Source organism: Pseudomonas antarctica (genome assembly GCF_900624995.1).
GTDB lineage: Bacteria > Pseudomonadota > Gammaproteobacteria > Pseudomonadales > Pseudomonadaceae > Aquipseudomonas > Aquipseudomonas antarctica.
In genome coordinates, this window is sequence record NZ_UYXQ01000040.1 from 1 (window position 1) to 17,276 (window position 17,276).

The 17,276-nt window shown below is 58.9% G+C and carries 15 protein-coding genes and 2 pseudogenes; 5 read left to right on the forward strand and 12 right to left on the reverse strand.

Features of this window, described 5'->3' with window-relative positions; translation table 11 throughout:
- Nucleotides 1-40: 40 nt before the first annotated feature.
- Nucleotides 41-1,021: pseudogene (locus E0F99_RS18240) on the reverse strand (ABC transporter ATP-binding protein); the annotation flags it as partial.
- A 319-nt stretch (nucleotides 1,022-1,340) separates the two neighbouring features.
- Here E0F99_RS18240 and E0F99_RS18245 point away from each other — a divergent pair.
- Nucleotides 1,341-3,173 (forward strand): sigma-54-dependent Fis family transcriptional regulator, encoded by a 1,833-nt coding sequence (locus E0F99_RS18245; protein WP_083358996.1) that lies wholly within the window; start codon nucleotides 1,341-1,343, stop codon nucleotides 3,171-3,173.
- A 1-nt stretch (nucleotide 3,174) separates the two neighbouring features.
- Here the strand turns inward: E0F99_RS18245 and E0F99_RS18250 are convergent.
- From E0F99_RS18250 to E0F99_RS18270, 5 genes and pseudogenes are all read right to left on the reverse strand, one after another.
- A pseudogene (locus tag E0F99_RS18250) lies at nucleotides 3,175-3,838 on the reverse strand (FecR family protein).
- A 10-nt stretch (nucleotides 3,839-3,848) separates the two neighbouring features.
- Nucleotides 3,849-4,397 carry a sigma-70 family RNA polymerase sigma factor gene (locus E0F99_RS18255; protein WP_269457870.1) on the reverse strand — a complete coding sequence of 183 codons (549 nt, stop codon included), beginning with the start codon at nucleotides 4,395-4,397 and terminating at the stop codon, nucleotides 3,849-3,851.
- 182 nt (nucleotides 4,398-4,579) lie between these two features.
- The gene (locus tag E0F99_RS18260) at nucleotides 4,580-6,694 is read right to left on the reverse strand and encodes a TonB-dependent receptor family protein (protein WP_083358997.1); all 2,115 of its coding nucleotides are present in this window, start codon (nucleotides 6,692-6,694) and stop codon (nucleotides 4,580-4,582) included.
- Nucleotides 6,695-6,939: 245 nt separating this feature from the next.
- Complete coding sequence (locus E0F99_RS18265; protein ID WP_083358998.1) at nucleotides 6,940-7,230, reverse strand: hypothetical protein; 291 nt, start codon at nucleotides 7,228-7,230, stop codon at nucleotides 6,940-6,942.
- Nucleotides 7,231-7,404: 174 nt separating this feature from the next.
- Entirely contained in the window at nucleotides 7,405-8,145 is a 741-nt protein-coding gene (locus E0F99_RS18270) for a hypothetical protein (RefSeq protein ID WP_083358999.1), read from the reverse strand.
- Nucleotides 8,146-8,431: 286 nt separating this feature from the next.
- Here E0F99_RS18270 and E0F99_RS18275 point away from each other — a divergent pair, with 286 nt between their 5' ends.
- The 4 genes from E0F99_RS18275 (at nucleotide 8,432) to E0F99_RS18290 (ending at nucleotide 13,241) form a co-directional block, all read left to right on the forward strand.
- Nucleotides 8,432-8,884: a (2Fe-2S)-binding protein gene (locus E0F99_RS18275; protein WP_083359000.1), complete on the forward strand. Its 453-nt coding sequence runs from the start codon at nucleotides 8,432-8,434 to the stop codon at nucleotides 8,882-8,884.
- Nucleotides 8,884-11,121, forward strand: a complete 2,238-nt coding sequence (locus E0F99_RS18280) for a xanthine dehydrogenase family protein molybdopterin-binding subunit (RefSeq protein WP_083359001.1) — start codon at nucleotides 8,884-8,886, stop codon at nucleotides 11,119-11,121. Before E0F99_RS18275 ends, E0F99_RS18280 begins: the two co-directional genes overlap by 1 nt.
- 16 nt (nucleotides 11,122-11,137) lie before the next feature.
- Entirely contained in the window at nucleotides 11,138-12,478 is a 1,341-nt protein-coding gene (locus E0F99_RS18285; RefSeq protein WP_083359002.1) for a c-type cytochrome, read from the forward strand.
- Between the two features lie 460 nt (nucleotides 12,479-12,938).
- The gene (locus E0F99_RS18290; RefSeq protein WP_083359003.1) at nucleotides 12,939-13,241 is read left to right on the forward strand and encodes a DUF6124 family protein; all 303 of its coding nucleotides are present in this window, start codon (nucleotides 12,939-12,941) and stop codon (nucleotides 13,239-13,241) included.
- An 88-nt stretch (nucleotides 13,242-13,329) separates the two neighbouring features.
- Here the strand turns inward: E0F99_RS18290 and E0F99_RS18295 are convergent, their stop codons facing one another.
- The 6 genes from E0F99_RS18295 to E0F99_RS18320 form a co-directional block, all read right to left on the reverse strand.
- On the reverse strand, nucleotides 13,330-13,575 hold the full coding sequence (locus E0F99_RS18295; RefSeq protein ID WP_083359004.1) for a hypothetical protein: 246 nt from the start codon (nucleotides 13,573-13,575) through the stop codon (nucleotides 13,330-13,332).
- Between the two features lie 154 nt (nucleotides 13,576-13,729).
- Nucleotides 13,730-14,281, reverse strand: a complete 552-nt coding sequence (locus tag E0F99_RS18300) for a DUF6990 domain-containing protein (protein ID WP_083359005.1) — start codon at nucleotides 14,279-14,281, stop codon at nucleotides 13,730-13,732.
- Between the two features lie 173 nt (nucleotides 14,282-14,454).
- Complete coding sequence (locus E0F99_RS18305; RefSeq protein ID WP_083359006.1) at nucleotides 14,455-14,700, reverse strand: hypothetical protein; 246 nt, start codon at nucleotides 14,698-14,700, stop codon at nucleotides 14,455-14,457.
- A gap of 535 nt (nucleotides 14,701-15,235) precedes the next feature.
- Nucleotides 15,236-15,736, reverse strand: a complete 501-nt coding sequence (locus tag E0F99_RS18310) for a hypothetical protein (protein WP_083360455.1) — start codon at nucleotides 15,734-15,736, stop codon at nucleotides 15,236-15,238.
- Nucleotides 15,737-15,869: 133 nt separating this feature from the next.
- Nucleotides 15,870-16,232, reverse strand: coding sequence for a hypothetical protein (locus tag E0F99_RS18315; RefSeq protein WP_242626912.1), 363 nt, complete (start codon nucleotides 16,230-16,232; stop codon nucleotides 15,870-15,872).
- A 150-nt stretch (nucleotides 16,233-16,382) separates the two neighbouring features.
- The gene (locus tag E0F99_RS18320) at nucleotides 16,383-17,057 is read right to left on the reverse strand and encodes a hypothetical protein (RefSeq protein ID WP_130908852.1); all 675 of its coding nucleotides are present in this window, start codon (nucleotides 17,055-17,057) and stop codon (nucleotides 16,383-16,385) included.
- Between the last annotated feature and the right edge of the window lie 219 nt (nucleotides 17,058-17,276).

The following is a 17,276-nucleotide window of genomic DNA, read 5'->3' on the forward strand; positions in this document are numbered from 1 at the left end:
GGGTGGGGAGTGAACCGCGGCTCCGCGCGTCGACCTCCTACTCGTGCACGCCCGGCAGGTGCAGCACCAGCAGGAAATGCTCGCTGCGCACGTGCAGGAAGGTTTCCGAACCGCTGATCTCGGCCACTTCCACGGTCACCGCGAGCTCCAGGTCATCGTCGTTGCTCGGCACCAGGCTGATATGGCTGGGGCGCACGCCAAAGCGGAAATCGCCCTCGCCGATCGGACGCAGGTCGACGTTGAGCGGGAAGTGCACGAAGTTGGCGAAACTCACTTCATTACCGCTGATTCGTCCCGGCATCAGGTTGATCGGCGGCTCGGAAAACAGCTCGGCTGCCAACACGGTCTGCGGCTGGTGATACACCTCGGCGGCCTTGCCGCTCTGGATCACCCGGCCCTCATGCAGGATCGTGGTGGTGCCGCCCAGGGCCAGGGCTTCGTTGGGTTCGGTGGTGGCGTAGATGGCGATGGTGTGGCGCGCCTTGAACAGCTCGCGCATTTCCTGACGCAGCTCTTCGCGCAGTTTGTAGTCCAGGTTCACCAGCGGCTCATCAAACAGAATCAACTCCGCGTCTTTGACCAGCGCGCGGGCCATGGCCGTGCGTTGCTGCTGGCCACCGGACAGCTCCAACGGGTGGCGCTGCAGGAATTTGTCGATGCGCAGCATCTTCGCGGTTTCAAGCACCTTGCTCTGGATCAGCTCATTGGACACACCGGCCTGGCGCAACGGCGAGGCGATGTTCTCGAACACGGTCATGGTCGGGTAGTTGATGAACTGCTGGTAGACCATCGAGACGTTGCGCAGGCGCACCGGCTTTTGCGTGACGTCCACGCCGTTCATCAGGATGCGACCGCTGTCGGGCTTGTCCAGGCCGGCCATCAGGCGCATCAGGCTGGTCTTGCCGGACAGGGTGCGGCCGAGCAAGACGTTGAAGGAGCCGGCCTCGAAACGCAGGGTGGCATCGTCGATCCAGGTTTGGCCTTCTACGACGCGGGAGACATGTTCCAGGGTCAATGACATGACACGCCCTTTTTATTATTGGAATGAATCTGGCCATTCGTAAGAGCGAGTTTCGTGCCAGAAGTGGCAGGTGGTTGATCTGTAAGGGAATGGGTTGAACAGGATGTTCAGGCATGAACACAAATGAACAACCAGCGCTGAACAACTGAACATTAAGCGGGTTGACATTGAACAGTTCTGAACAACAATCATTGGGCGATGCAGATCAAGGTGGGAGCGGCGGTGCGACGATTCGCGAGCAAGCCCGCTCCCACATTTTGAACCTGTTTCTCCAGCCGGACTGTGCAAGCCCAATAACAATAAAAAGAAGGTCGCCCCCATGGCCGAACCCTTGGCTCACGACACCCTTATCCAGGAGTCCTGGCGGCGTTGCCGCGCGTTTGGCCTGGACCACCAGAGCACGCCCAGCTTCGACCAACTGCCCGCCGAAGGCATCAGCCAATTGCTGGAAAGCCAGCATTCGCTGGTGCAGACCACCCACCAAGAAGTGCTGCCCTACTACGAAAATATCCTGAGCAACTCCAACTGCCTGATCATGTTGGCCGACAACCAGGGCCAGGTCCTGACGTCGTGGGGTACCCAGCGGTTTATCGAACCGAAATTGGCGCGAGGTTTCAGCCCCGGCGCCAGTTGGATGGAGCGCAGCAGCGGCACCAATGCCATCGGCACCGCGCTGGCCTGTGCCCAGGCGGTGCATATCGAGCACGACGAACACTTCCTCAAGGCCAACCGCTTCATGACCGGCTCAGCGGCGCCGATCTTCGATGCCCAACGTGAAATCATCGCGGTGCTGGACGTGTCCAGCGACAGCTACCTGCCGCCCTCCCACACCCTGGGCATGGTCAAGATGATGAGTCAGACCGTGGAAAACCGGCTGATCCTCAACCTGTTTCGTGACGAGTACTTCCAACTGACCTTCAACACCGGCCTGAACAACCTCGACAGCCAGTGGGCGGGCCTGCTGATTTTTGATGAGAGCGGCCAGGTGCTGTCGGCCAACCGCCGTGCGGATAACTTACTGGGCATCAGTTTGTCGCGGGTGCTGATCGACAGTTTGTTCAAAGTGTCGTTGCTGGAGTTGTTGAACCAACCGGAAGGCTTGCCATTTTCGCTGCAGGCGGCAGGACGCAATCGGTTTCAGTGTTTATTGAAGCGGCCGAAGAAAATACCGGTGCAGGCGCGGGTGTTTAGTGAGACCAAGTCCAGCCAACCGACACCCGCAATGCCGACCTCGATTGGCCTCACTACCCTGCATTTTGGCGACGCGCGCGTGGAAAAAGCCGTGCGCCAGGCCGAGCGCCTGCTGGAAAAGGACATTCCACTGCTGATCCACGGCGAAACCGGCGTCGGCAAAGAGGTGTTCGTCAAAGCCCTGCACCAGGCCAGTTCGCGCAGCGCGCAGGCGTTTATCGCGGTGAACTGTGCGGCGATTCCGGCGGAGTTGGTCGAATCGGAACTGTTCGGCTACGAAAAAGGTGCCTTCACCGGCGCCAATCAGAAAGGCAGCATCGGCCTGATCCGCAAGGCGGATAAAGGCACACTGTTTCTCGATGAGATCGGCGACATGCCGCTGCCGACCCAGGCCCGTCTGCTGCGCGTATTGCAGGAACGCTGTGTGCAACCGGTGGGCAGCAGCGAGGTGTTCCCGGTGGACTTGCGAATCATCTCCGCCACCAACCGCGCGCTGCGCGAATGGGTGCAGGCCGGGCGCTTCCGTGAGGACTTGTATTACCGCATCGGCGGCCTGACCCTGGAGCTGCCGCCGTTGCGCGAGCGTACCGACAAACAGGCGCTGTTCCAGCAGTTATGGCAGCAGCACCGCGAGCCCACCCAATGGGCCGGGCTGAGTGCCGAGGTGCTGGCGTTGTTCGAGCAGCACCCGTGGCCGGGCAATTTGCGCCAGGTCAGCAGCGTATTGCAGGTGGCGCTGGCAATGGCCGAGGAGCAGCCGGTGCGCCCGGAGCACCTGCCGGACGACTTTTTCGTGGATTTGAACGGGACAGCGCCATTGCCTGCCAGCGAGTTTGCGGATAAAGGCCTCGACCTGACGCAACGTTTGAAGGCAGCTGGCGGCAACATTTCCCACCTGGCGCGAGAGCTGGGTGTCAGCCGCAACACGCTGTACAAGCGCCTGCGCCAGAACGAAGGCTGACCTAGCGCGGCTTGACCACCACCAGCAAGTCGGTGAAGTACTCCACCTGGATCGGCAGGTTATCGGCCAGTGCCGCGAACGCTGCGGCCGTGTCGTCGAGCTTGAACACGCCGGACACCCGCAGGTGTTGCAACGCTTGAGTATCGAAACGCACCAGGCCATGGCGGTCGCTGGCCAAGGTTTGCAGCACATCGCTCAGGGGTTGGTCGTTAACCTTGAGCAGGCCCCGGGTCCAGGCGTCCGGGTCTGTGTTACCGAGCGCTTGCGGTGGCTGGGCGCGGCCGTGGTCAAGGACCGAACGCTGACCGGCTGCGACCTTGACGCCTTCAGTGCCCTCGCCTTTGACCGCCACGCTGGACTCGATCACGGTGACCACCGTGGTGCCATCCGCCGCGCGCTCCATACCCACCCAGCCGCACAGCAATACGCCGAGCAAACCCAGTGTGTAAGCCCCGCGAGCGTTGTGGTGTGAAGGCTCGATGGAGGGCGATACGCGCCGGGCGTGCGGGCAAGGTGTCAAAGTGGCCCCATAGCACGCGCATGCGCTCGATCGCCACGGCATGGCGCCGGTCGGCCTGGCACCACGTGTTGAAGGCTTGTCGGTCGGCATCGGTGACGTCTTCATCGTGCAGCCGCGTCAGCCCATTCGCCGCTTGCTGGATGATAGTTCGCAGCTCACGACAGCGAGTCCGTCACGTGCAGGCTGTGGTAGCAATGCACCAAGGCGGTGGAAATATAATTTTTCACGGTGCTCGGCGACACGTCCAAGCACGTGGCGATTTCGCTGTAGGTCAGCCCGTCGAGGCGGCTAAACAGGAAGGCTTCACGGGTTTTCGCGGGCAGCCCGGCGAGCATTTCGGCGATGCGCTCCAAGGCTTGCAACGCCACGTGGACCGCGGCGGGGTCAGGCATGCCGGCGTCTTCGCACTGGATCACCAGGGCGTGCATGTAGGCCTTTTCGATACGGCGACGCCGCGCGCCATCAATCAGCAGACGCACAGCGGTGGTGGCAAGAAAGGCGCGGGGCTCCTTGATGGTGTGTGGCTCAGCCAGCAGCAATACGCGAATGAACGCCTCGTGCGCCAGGTCGGCGGCGCAATGGGAGCACCCGAGTTTTTTGCGCAGCCAGCCGTGCAACCAGCCACGGTGCTCGCTGTACATGGCCGTGAGGGTCTGCTGACGGGCGCAATCGCCCGGCGAGGCCGGAATGTCATGCCTGCGCAAAAGCTTTTCAAATGGGAAATATTACCAATTGAGCGAACAATGCCAGTAAATCGGTGTGGGGCAAGGGGGGCTCAGGTCTGCGCCAGTGGTGTTTTTTGGGGGGGACTGCCTGGTGGTTGTGGCGAGTGGGCTTGCCACAGGAGGCCCGCTCGCCACAGGAAGTGTGTCCATCACAACATTTCTTAGCGCCAGCTCCACGACACGCCGGTGTAGACGCCCCGCCCGTCTGCCGGTGTGGACCGCGCCATATCCATGCCCTTGTCGTCGTAACCCGGTGTGACGGTGTTGGCGTAGCGTCGGTTGGTGAGGTTGCGCACATCGACCCAGGCTTGCCAGTCCTGCTTCGGCGCGTCATAGCCGAACGTAGCGCCGAGGGTGGTGTAGGCCGCTGCGTAGTAGGAATTGGCGTAGTCCACCGCCACACGCGATGAATGCTCGGCGTTGAGGCTGGTGTAGAAACCCGTCGGGTGGTTGTAGCGCAGTTGCGCCTGGTAGTAATGCTTGGGAATGCCCGGCAAGGTGTTGTCGCCGAAGCGGTCGTCGTCGCGGTAGTGGAAGTCGCTGAAGGTGTAGGCCTGGCGCAGGGCCAGTTGGCCGTTGCGGCCGCCGTCCCACAACGGGCTGAGCAGGCTCATTTCCACGCCTTGGTGCACGGTGGGGCTGGCGTTGGCTTCGGCGATGACCGCGCTGCTGTTGGCGGTTTGCGCCTGGGTTTCGACGGTGAGCAGTTCATGGCGCACTTCGGAGCGGTACAGCGCCAGGTCCCATTGGCCGAACCACTGTTCGCCACGGCCGCCGATTTCCAACGTGGTGGCAGTCTGATTGCGCAAGCTCACGCCCTCGCGCGCCAGCCCTGCGGCCGGGCCACTCGCAAAATACTTGTTGGACCCCCAGATCATCGACCACGCATGCGGCGGCTCGACCGACCGGCTGAGGTTGCCGTACACCTGCAATTGCGGGTTGAAGTCATAGCGCAGGCCGATGCGCGGCGCGTAATCCCAATCATGTTGACTGAGCGGCGCCTGCCCTTCGGGGTAAGTAACCTGGGTTTCGCGGCGCGTGTAAATCGCCGCCAGGCCGGTGGTCAACCAGAGATCCGGGACCAGTTCCAGGTCATTGCCGATATGCAGCACGGTGTCAGAGCCGAGGTAGCTGTAGTCACGGGTCTTGGTGCCGGGCGCGTAATACTTTGTGGGGTCAGCGGAAGGCACGCGCACGTATTCCGAGGCGCCGTTATTCGGCATCGCCTGGGTAGTACGCAGGCCAACCGTGGTTTTACTGTCGTGACCGAACAAGGTGTCCTGGCGAATGTAATTCAGGGTGCCACTCACGTCGGTGTACGCGACTTTCAGGCGGTTGAGGCCTTCACGCAGGTCCATCGGGTAGTCGTGATAGGCCAGCCCGACCTCGACGCGGGAATTGTCATCCAACTGCAAGGTGGTCTTGTTGGCGATCCAGGTCGAGCCGGGTTGCAGGCGTTTGGAATCGCGGGCGGCGTTGAGGCTGTTGGCGGCCGTTGGATCGTGGCTGATCTGGTAACGCGTCAGCTTGCCGGGTGTGTCGTTGGTGGTTTCGCGGTAGCGCAAATAAAACCGCGTCTCCAGGTCCGGGTTGAAACGGTAGCCAACGTTGGCCGCCACACCCTTGCCGGTGCCGGCGCTTTGGTGCTGGTAGCCGTCGGACTCCGAGTCGGTCAGGCTGATGTAATAGTCGGCATCGCCCAGCACCTGGCCGGAGCTGATCTCGCGCTGGGCATAGCCGCGACTGCCTGCTTCATAACGCACTTGCAACTTGGGCGCGTCATAGCCGGTGTGCGTGACGTAGTTAACCGAGCCGCCCAAGGCCAGCGCGCCCTGATTAAAACCATTGGCGCCGCGCAACACTTCAACACGGCTTTGCCACAGTGGGTCTTTGAGCTCATAGGGCGTGCCGCCGGGGCCGGTCAGCGGCAAACCGTCGAACATTTCATACAGGCCGGAAGCATGGGCACCCGGGCTGCGGTTCAGGCCTGAGCCGCGAATCGAGAGCTTGACGCCTTCATTGTTCGCCGCCTTGGCGTACACCCCGGCCTGGTACTTGAACACCTCTTCATTGGTGCTGACTCGTCCCTGCTGCACGCGGCTCATGTCGATGTAATTGGTGCCACCGGGCACGCTCTTGAGTTGCGCCTCGGCCACCTCGCCCGCGCTGGCTTCGCGGGTGGTGACCTCGACCGGCGCCAATTGCAGTGCTTCGGCGTGCACCAGTGAACTTAGGGTCAGAGCGGCAAAAAGCAGTGGAGGTTGGCGCAACAGCATGGGCAGGTCCTTGGAATTCGGGGGCGTGAAAGGCCTGGGCCAAGGTGGAGGCCATCACGCGAACAGTGATGGGAAGGCAAGCAGGCGCGGCAAGTCACGCGTTATTAACGGACCAGCCCCTTCCCACAACAGCATCGGACGTGATGTATGTGTTACAGGTGAAAAATCAGCCTTTAAACAAATAACCACCCCGTGCGAATAAGGTCTTAAGACCCCTCGCAAGGAAATAAACGTTCGAACTGGCGTTAGGTCACCCCGCCACTCGCCTCAGCGGCCGTCGATCCCAACGACCTCATCAAATCATCAGCCTCTGTCCCCTGTGGGAACCTGAACCCATACATCTCATCGCACGCCAGAATGTCGGCCAGGGCTGCGCGCAACTGCGCCTGCGTCGGTGCGTTACGCAGCAGTTTGTGGGCGGCCAATAACACCTCAGCGCAGACGCCTTTGGCACTCGCCACGTCAATCACAGCAAAGAGGATAAATCGCAGGCGGATTTCGCGGTCAGTAGGCCAAACGGTTTTTTGCTTACCCAAGGCAGGCACTCATCGTTAAGAAAAGTCCGAGGCTATTGCCGACCGCAGGGTGTTTCAAGCATAGCAAGGCAACATAGGCCACTTCCTACAAAACAAAGGGAAAAACCGCACTGGCTTAAACAATGCGTTTTTTGCCTATTCAGACCCAATCGATGCCACGCGACGCATGAGCCCTCACTGCACCGGCAGAAAGTTCATCAACAACAAGCTCTGCGCGTAATTGAGCGCGACACGCCGGTAGCGCTCGTCGAGCATCTGGGCGAGCAGGTCCAGGCGCGCAACCACTTTGCCAAACTCAACGGCAAAACTTAAGTTGCTGCCCTCCTCCGATATCTCGTTGGAGAACAACAGCAATACGCCGTTGGCGTCCTGACGCTGGCTGAGCAGCCAAGTGGCTTTCTCGATATTGCGCGCGGCATTGCTGACAAATTGCGGGTTGATTGAGTCGGTTATATAAAACTGGGTGCGGCCGCCGTGCGCGGTCACGATCATGCTACCGATCGCATAGATAAACGCCCCGACCCGGTCGCCACGAAACTCCGGGCTCAACGAATAACTCAACGCAACCAAGTCACGACGGTCGCCCAACGCAGGCAAGGGTTGACGGTTCTCGATGGCCTGGCGGATCTCCCGCGCTGCGCTCACCGCATCCGGGTAACCCGATTGCCGCCACTGGTTGGGGTTGCGCAGGTAGAGCTTGTTCATCAGCAGGTACAGGCTTTTGAGGTTGTCGCGCATGCTCAGGGTCGCCATGCGGTCGACGCTGGTTTGAAAGAATTCATCGGGTTTGCCATCGCTGAACTGCCTGGCGATATCGCGGCTCTGTTGTTGGCTGCAACCGGTCCCACAGAACATAAATACCGCAGCAAACAGCAGCGGCCATCGGGTAATAAAAGCAATTAACGTTCGATCCATCGGCACCGGGTCTGGCTGCTGTCCACGCGCAGAATGAGCGCGGTCGTGACAGGGATAGATCAGAAGAATGAAAAAAAGTGCGGCGCGCAGGCGTAGATCAGCAAAGGACTACAGGTCGACGGCCATCGGCAGTGGTGCAATCCTGTTGAATACTTGCCTAATCCTCCGGACTTGTCGGCGATTGGATAGATAGGCCTTGCAGCGTGGTCTAGAGTTCAACGATGGGCGACTAATAGCCTGGCACTTATAAGAAAAGCCACACCAACCGTTGATCAGCAGGTGAACCATGCAATTACGTATCAACCAAAAGGCCTACGAGGTCGATGCCGACGCGGACACACCACTCCTCTGGGTAATCCGCGACGACCTGGGGCTGACCGGCACCAAGTACGGCTGCGGCCTGGCCCAGTGCGGTGCCTGCTCGGTGCTGGTGGACGGCAACGTGGTGCGCTCCTGCGTAACGCCGGTAGCAGGTGTGGTCGGCCGCGAGATCACTACCATTGAGGCGATTGAAGCCGATGACGTGGGCAAGCGCGTGGTCGCGGCCTGGGTCGAGCATCAAGTGGCGCAGTGCGGTTACTGCCAGTCCGGCCAGGTGATGGCCGCCACCGCGCTGCTCAAGCACACCCCGGCGCCCAGCGATGCACAGATTGAAGCGGCAATGGTCAACTTGTGCCGCTGCGGCACGTATAACGCGATCCGTACCGCCGTGCATGATTTGGCCAAGGAGCGCGTCTGATGAGCACACCCAAGGCCTTCTTCGACGCGCCACTGAGCGAACCGGTCAACCTGTCGCGCCGACACTTTCTGGCCAGCACCGCCGTGGGCGCGCTGGTGATCGGCTTTGGCCTGCCCCTGGGCTCGGCCAGGGTTTACGCCGCCACGGCCAACCCGACAGAACGCGGCACCCAGGTGCCGGCGTTTCTGGAGATCCGCCCCGACGGCAGCGTGCGCCTGCTCAGCCCCTTCATGGAAGGCGGGCAAGGCACCCACACCGCGATGGCGCAGATTGTCGGTGAAGAGCTGGACGCCGACCCCGCCACCTTCATCGTCGAGGCCGCGCCGCCCGGCGAGGCGTATGTGGTGATGGAAAACGGTATGCGCATCACCGGCGGCAGCATGTCGGTGCGCATGAGCTACCCGACCATGCGCCGCCTCGGCGCCCTGGCCCGCGCGATGCTGCTGCAAGCCGGCGCCGAGCAGCTCGGTGTACCGGTGGCGCAGTTGACCACCCAACCCGGCCGCGTGGTGCATGCCGCGTCCGGTCGCTCGCTGGGCTACGGTGAACTGGCCGGGCGCGCCTTGGACATGCCGGTGCCCGATCCGGCCACCATCACCTTGCGCGACCCGAGCCAGTTCCGCTGGATCGGCAAGCCGGTGAAACGCCTGGATGCCTACGACAAATCCACCGGCAAGGCGCAATACAGCATCGACATCAAAGTCGACGGCATGCTCCACGCCGCCGTCCAGCATGCGCCACGCCTGGGCATGACCGTGGGCAGCCTGCGTAATCAGGCGCAGGTCGAAGCCATGAAAGGCGTGCACTCGGTGCATCAACTGCCCGGCGCCGTGGCCGTGGTTGCCGAACGCTGGTGGCACGCCAAGCGCGCGGTAGAAGCCCTACAAGTGGAATGGCTGGAAGCCGCTGCGGATTCGACCGTACGCGCGATGCCGGCGGATTTCTCCAGCGACAAATACCGCGACTTCCTCGCCGCCCAGCAAGGCCCGGCCCGCGACGATGAAAACGAAGGCGATGTAGCCGGTGCGCTGGCAAACGCCAAAACCAAGGTCGAAGCCACCTACCATAACCAGTACGTCAACCACGCCCAGTTGGAGCCGCCGTCGGCATTGGCACGCTTCAACCCCGACGGCACGCTGGAGGTCTGGCTGCCCAACCAAGCGCCGGATATGTTCCGCGCCGACATGGCCAAGCGCACCGGCCTCGACCCGGCGAAAATCACCCTGCACTCACCGCTGCTGGGCGGCTTTTTCGGCCGGCACTTTTTGTATGACTCGGCCAACCCTTACCCGCAGGCCATCGCGCTGGCCAAGGCCGTCGGCCGCCCGGTCAAGCTGATCTGGAGCCGTGAGGAAGAGTTCCTGCGCGACGTGCTGCGCCCGGTCGCGGTGGTTAAGTTCCGCGCGGCGCTGGACGCCCAAGGGTTGCCGCTGGCGATTGAAGCCGTAAGCGCCACCGAAGGCCCCAGCGAAGCCATTGCCGGCAAACAGGGCGAGAAACTCGACCCCACGGCCCTCGAAGGGCTGTCGGGCAAAAGCTACGCGATCCCCAACAAGCGCATTGCACAGATCTACGTCAAAGGCCCGACCATGCTCGGCTACTGGCGCTCGGTGGGCAATTCGCTGAATGACTTCTTCTACGAAGCGTTCCTCGATGAGCTGGCCGACAAAGGTGGGCACGACCCGTACGAGCTGCGCCTGCACTTGCTACGCGACAACAAGCGGCTGACCACCCTGCTGCAAGCGGTGGGCGAGTTGTCAGGCGGCTGGAAGCGTGGCCCCTACACCGCAGAAGACGGCAGCCGCCGCGCGCGTGGCGTGGCCATGGCGTCACCGTTCGGCTCCCACGCTGCCGTGGTCGCCGAAGTGTCGATCGAAAACGGCCAGGTCAAGGTGCACCACATCTGGGAAGCCATCGACTCGGGCAGCATCGTCAACCCGGCGATCATCGAAGCGCAGGTCAATGGCGCCGTAGCACTGGGCTTGTCGCAAACCTTGCTGGAGGAAGCGGTGTACGTCGACGGCAAACCACGGGCGCGCAACTACGACCTGTACCCGATCCTGCCTATGTCGCGAATGGCGCAGGTGCACGTGAAGATCGTCGAGAGTGGCGAAAAAATGGGCGGTATCGGTGAACCACCACTGCCCGCCGTGGCGCCGGCCGTGGCCAATGCGGTGGCGCACCTCACCGGCCAGCGCATCCGCAGCCTGCCTTTGAGCCGATACACTTTCGCCTGACCGACAAGGAACGCGCATGAACAACCGCCGATTCGCAAGAACCGCAGGCTGGCTGGTGCTGGCCGGCGCGGTCGCAGCAGGCGTACTGGCCTGGTACGTCACCCGCCAGCCCGCCTCGCCTTTTGAGCAACAACCCGCCGCCAAAGCGGACCCGGCACTGGTCAGCCGCGGCGAGTACGTCGCCCGCGTCAGCGACTGCGTGGCCTGCCACAGTTTGCCGGGCAAGACGCCGTTCGCTGGCGGCCTGGAAATGGCCACGCCGTTGGGCGCGATTCACGCCACCAACATCACGCCCGACCGCAACACCGGCATCGGCGCCTACACCGCGGCCGACTTCGACCGTGCGGTGCGCCACGGCGTCGCGCCGGGTGGGCGCAGGCTTTACCCGGCCATGCCCTACCCGTCTTACGCCAAGCTCAGCGATGACGACATGCGTGCGCTGTACGCGTTTTTCATGCAGGGCGTGGAGCCGGCCAATCAGCCCAACATCGAAAGCAGCATTCCCTGGCCGCTGAATATGCGCTGGCCTATCGCCCTGTGGAACGGCGTGTTCGCACCCAACGCCACCTACGCGGCCAAACCCGCCCAGGACGCGCTGTGGAACCGTGGCGCCTACATCGTCCAAGGCCCCGGCCATTGCGGCAGTTGCCACACGCCGCGCGGCCTGGCCTTCAACGAGAGGGCACTGGACGAGTCCGGCGCGCCCTACCTGGCTGGCGCTCTGCTCGATGGCTGGTATGCACCGAGCTTGCGCCAGGACCACAACACCGGGCTGGGGCGCTGGAGCGAGGACGAGATCGTGCGGTTCCTCAAGACCGGACGCAACCAGCATGCGGTGGTCTATGGCTCGATGACCGAGGCGTTCAATAACTCCACGCAGTTCATGAGCGATGAGGATTTGAACGCCATCGCCCGCTACCTCAAGTCTCTGCCCGGCGACCCGCAGCGCGACGGTTCGCCGTGGCAGTATCAGGCGGCCACCGCGCGCGCGGACACCCCTGGTGCCCACACCTACGCAACCCGCTGCGCGTCCTGCCATGGCCTGGACGGCAAGGGCCAGCCGGAGTGGATGCCGCCTCTGGCGGGCGCCACCTCAGCACTGGCCAAGGAAAACGCCTCGGCGATCAACATCACGCTCAATGGCTCACAACGTATCGTGACCGCCGGTGTACCGGACGCCTACCGTATGCCGGCGTTTCGGGAGCAATTGTCGGATGCGGAAATCGCGCAGGTGCTGACTTACGTGCGTGGTACGTGGGGCAACAACGGCGGTGCAGTCGATGCAGCGGCGGTGAACACGCTGCGCGGGCACACCGACCCGGCGAGCAGCAGCCCGATTATTCTGCATATGCGTTAAGGCCTGGATCGCAGATCGTTCCCACGCTCCGCGTGGGAATGGCGCCCGTGACGCTCGCCGAATTCAAAACGTGCGTGGGCTGGCGGGACGCGGAGCGTCCCAGGAGGCATTCCCACGCAGAGCGTAGGAACGATCTGATTAGTGGTATTGGGTCATGGTTTGTAAAGGGCCAGCAGGGCGTGTCGCTTTAAATTGCAGGACGTTTCCTAGACAATCTCTGCCGCCTTGTGCCTGTTGGAATCGATGGCTAGTCTGCGATCCGTCACTGCTTATCAGTGATCGGGTTTAGTCGCTCGGGTCTTACATGGTGCATGGTCCTCCATGAAGTTTTATGGTGGCTGTGCGTAGGGCACCTTCGGGTGCGCCGGTTTTCCATGTGACCGGTCGACTAACCTGCGTACAGCCGCCACCCAACGTTTAGTCGCGACGGGTGTCAGCTCCAACCATGTGGAGTTACACCATGAAAAAAGTCGTCCCCGATCCACCCCGCAACACCATTAAAGACCGCGCCGCCTTCAACCGCGCCATCGATCATTACCTGCCCACACAAGGTGTTCAAATCGAAGACCTCAGCTTCGAAGACGCCCTGCTCTACACCTCAAGCTTGCTCGACAGCGCTTCGGCCACAACACTCAATTGCAGTGAGCTGCTGCCTAGCCCCGAGCGGGCGAAGATTCTGGCTGTGTGGCATTTGCTGGAAATGGCCAAGACCACCGTGGACCGCTCTATTGAGTGCCTGAACCCCGCAAAAACGCCTGCCTGAACACGGCAAAAACTGTGGGGGCTGGCTTGCCTGCTCCCACATGAGTCCACGTTAAACTTTACTTGGGTATTGCCCTCTCACGCACAGGCTAGGATTTGAACCGATCAGGTAAGTAATCCTGCCTCACCATCTCTTTCAATACCTCAGTGACACCTGCAAGAAAGTAAGAAAGTTCCTCCTTCGACTCGCAAACTGTCATATCGGCAATCTCAGAATCGCTATAGTTCTCCATAACAATTTTTAGGCAATCAGCAAACACCATCAGTTCACCTTCTGACACTTTCAAGTCAAACAGCGTGACAGTGGCAATACACTCTTTACTCAAAATATCCATAAACACCACTTAGACTCACAGCAGAAAAGCAACAAATTTATTGGGTCGAACATAATCAAAAAATCAAATAAATCCTTCCCTTTTTCTCTTCCTTTTCTCTTCTACTTTTCCACTATAAGAAACCCAGCTGCTGGCTGGGTTTCTTACAGAATGACTACTTACTTCCTTGCGCTATCATCAGTGCTCTACCAATCATATCGGAGGTAATGTAAGGCACGAACCCGAGCCTATCGCCCTTCTCAAAACTCTTCTTGTATTCGTCCAAACCTCCACTATCACCGGCTATTGCCAGAGCTGCCAGATGCTGGAGGGGCATTGCACCCTTAACATCGGTTGGCAGCTCTCTATAAATCTTCAACCCCTCGTCAATATTCTGAGAGCGAGCCCAAGATGCAGCCTTTTCAGAAAGCCTAACGACATCATCAGTAGAAAAAACAGACAACTTCTCCGGTGCTTCATTGCTAACGATAATCGGCGCATGACTGCCCCTATCACCCGATATAAAGGAAACAGCATCCGAAAATTCTGTGGACGACACGGAGGACATAAGCAAAACCCGAAAATGATCCGAGCGCTTACCCACCGATGGAATAATCTGAAGTTGAACCCCTCCGATATCGGTGACGCAAAAATAATCACCAACCTCATCCTTGCCACAGGTCCAGCCCTGCTCCTTCAAAATTGCAACAACATCTTTTTCTTTCATCACTTGGCCCCGGGGAAATTCATAACCTCAATAGGAATACCGTTAGAGTGGAAATAGGAGTCAGACTACCATTCACATGTTTCAAAGAGCAATTTTGATTACCTTTACAAAACCGTAGTCTGCCCCCTATTTCGTGCCTGAACACCGGAGCGAATAGCCCTCCCACCCAGCCGCTAGGCTTTAAACCGATCAGGCAAATATTCCTGCCTCTCCATCTCTCTCACGACATCCGTCACCCCGGACAGAAAGTAAGACAGCTCTTGCTTAGATTCACACACAGTCATCTCGGCAATCTGAGATTCGGTGTAGTGCTCCATCACAATTCTCATGCAGTCGGCAAACACCATCAGTTCGCTCTCCGACACCCTCACATCAAACAGCGTGACGCTGGCAATGCTCTCTTTACTCAAAATATCCATAAACACCACTTAGATGCATAGCAGAAAGGGAACACATTTATTTGGCCGAACACAATCAAAAAACCAAATGAATTTGTCCCTTTTTCCCCGCCTGAATAACCGAGCAAAGCCAAACAGATAGCCTCGCCCTTTCTAGTCCGCTTTCACAGATACTTTTTGATATAAGACTTTTTATCAATCAAGCATTGAGCTTGGTTTTAACTTGTCCACCACGCGTATAAGTCATCACAAACGAATTCCAATTTTCACCACGTCTGATGGCGCACGCCCTCAATTCCTTCACCAAACGATAGATTTTTACTTCGGATCGGCTAGCAGCTTAAAGAACGCATGGGCATTGCTGTTTTTGGTGTGCTGCTGAATGCGTTGCTGTTGATGCCTGACGATTTGGCGTCTACGATTCACGCGGGCTATCCTTGTTCTCATGGTGTGTGTTCGCAACTATCACCGTAGACCAAGGACGGTCTTTTTCATTTTTTGTAGTCATATCAGCGGGTTAGCTGTTAAGTAAGTGCCATTCAAATCCGCCCCCGTTTTAGCGTTTAACAACATCGCTACAGACATCCCCGCAAAACACTTCGTATAGTGTATCTGGAGGTGCCTGATGTTTTTCAAAGTCAGATAAAACCACCTCATACAGGTCCGACATGTTAATACGTCTAACCGCCTCTATTTGACTACTGTCCGAGATTGAAAAAACTATTTTCTCGGCCTTGCAAATCGAAGCAATCTCAGTAATCGCCTCTAATAGAATCGCAACTCTGTCTTGGGATTTGCTCGGAAATCCAATATCTGAGGTCAATGGATCGTATTCATCATAGTCCGTCAAATAGGTAGCATTAGGATAGCCAGGCCTGTCTCCAATTAAAAAGACGAAGGTCCCTTTACTTGGTAAAAAATCAGGCGGATAGTTAAACAGCTCAGCGCTGGTAATTTTAAATATCCCCAATTCACTCTCTAAAATATAGTCATCTACCGCCGTCCAAGCATCAGGACTTGGCGACGGATGAACATAGCCACAAACGTCGTTCGACATGCTCACACCCATTTATCTAAGATCCAAGGTCCGACGACCTTGCCATTAAAGTGGAACAAAAAAGGAGACAGATTTGAATGGCACTTACTCAACCTTCTTCGGGGGGCCATTTTTCCTGACCTCGGCCCAAGCCTCACCCCATGCTGATGCAGGCACGAGGGGCGGGAACACCGACTTTGACTGTTACACCTTGAACCTTGGCTTTTCCTGAATCCAACGCCGCTTGCAAAGCATCGCTTAAAGCAGGATCAGAGTCGGCAATTGATCTATTACCCAGCCACCCCTCCAACCGCGTCCTCGGGTCCCCATGCGGCGTACCGGCCTTATTCACGCCATTCACCGAAGACTTCGCATCCATCACTACCACGGTAATCGTATCGCCATTGATCGCAACCGCGCAGCCATCACAGCCGTGGTTGCTACCGTTCTGCAATGGCTTGAAATTGAGGCCGGTTTTTCCGTTGAGGGTTTGAAGGGCCAGTTGCTCGCCCAACACCCCATCATTTACAAGCGAACCGGTCTTCCAATTGGGAAGGTGCGACAGCGGGATACTTTCAAATGTCTGCCCAAACAGGCCTTCAACCCGGCTGAACTTGGGTGGGCTGATTGCATCAGGGATAACCTGCCCTGGTCCTTTTGCACCTATTCAACTCTTCAATTCTGGCAAAGACAGCACTTCATCGTACTGTGGCCAGTCCCCCCTTGCGCGGTTGAGTACACCTTGCATCAACTCGTCCAACTCAGGCACTGGCTGCTCGGGCGGCAATTGGTCAAAGGGCACGGCCAGCAGCGGATGATCAATCTTCTGCGGATTGGCTAAACCTTCCCACTGGCGCAGGCGCAGGATATAGAGAATTTCCACCGGCACGCGCTCCAAGTGCCAGTCCTGATTGAAGTCGTAAGAATTCTTCTGGCTCTCTTTGCCGGTTTGCCAAGTGTGGCGGTCACACGCGGCCAACAGGCAGGGCATCAGGTCGTCGGGGCTGGGAGTGCGCCACTTGGCCAACAAGGCTTCGTAGATGGGTTCGTCGTAAGCATAAGCAGGCCATTGATGCGAGACATCGCCCACCCAATCGGCAAACACACGCAGCATAAAGGCTTGGGCGCGGCGGTGCTCCTCTTCATACTCGATGACCAGTTGATGACCACGGTTGAGCGCCGCATGGGTCAAATAGCCTTGGTGGATGACAGCTTCCTTCCAGCCCAGAATCGCCATGGCGGCCATCATGTTGGCAGCGGTTTGGATGCTGTAGTTTTGTTGGCGTCTGTCATTACCTACGGCTTTAGCCAAAACGTCAAACTGCCCCGCCCAAAAAAACAACTGCCAAATGCCTACTTGGTAGTAACGCATCCAGTGTGCCAATTCGGAAAGCCATCGCGGGTTTCCCGTTGCAGTGGCAAGTACTTTGTGAGCCCTTGTCACCGACATCCATTCTGCACGAGCATCTGTTGCATTGTTTCTGTTTGGAACCATCATTGAACGCTTCGGCGAAGCATCCTCGCGAGTAACGTACTCGCGAATACCGGCTATCTCATATTC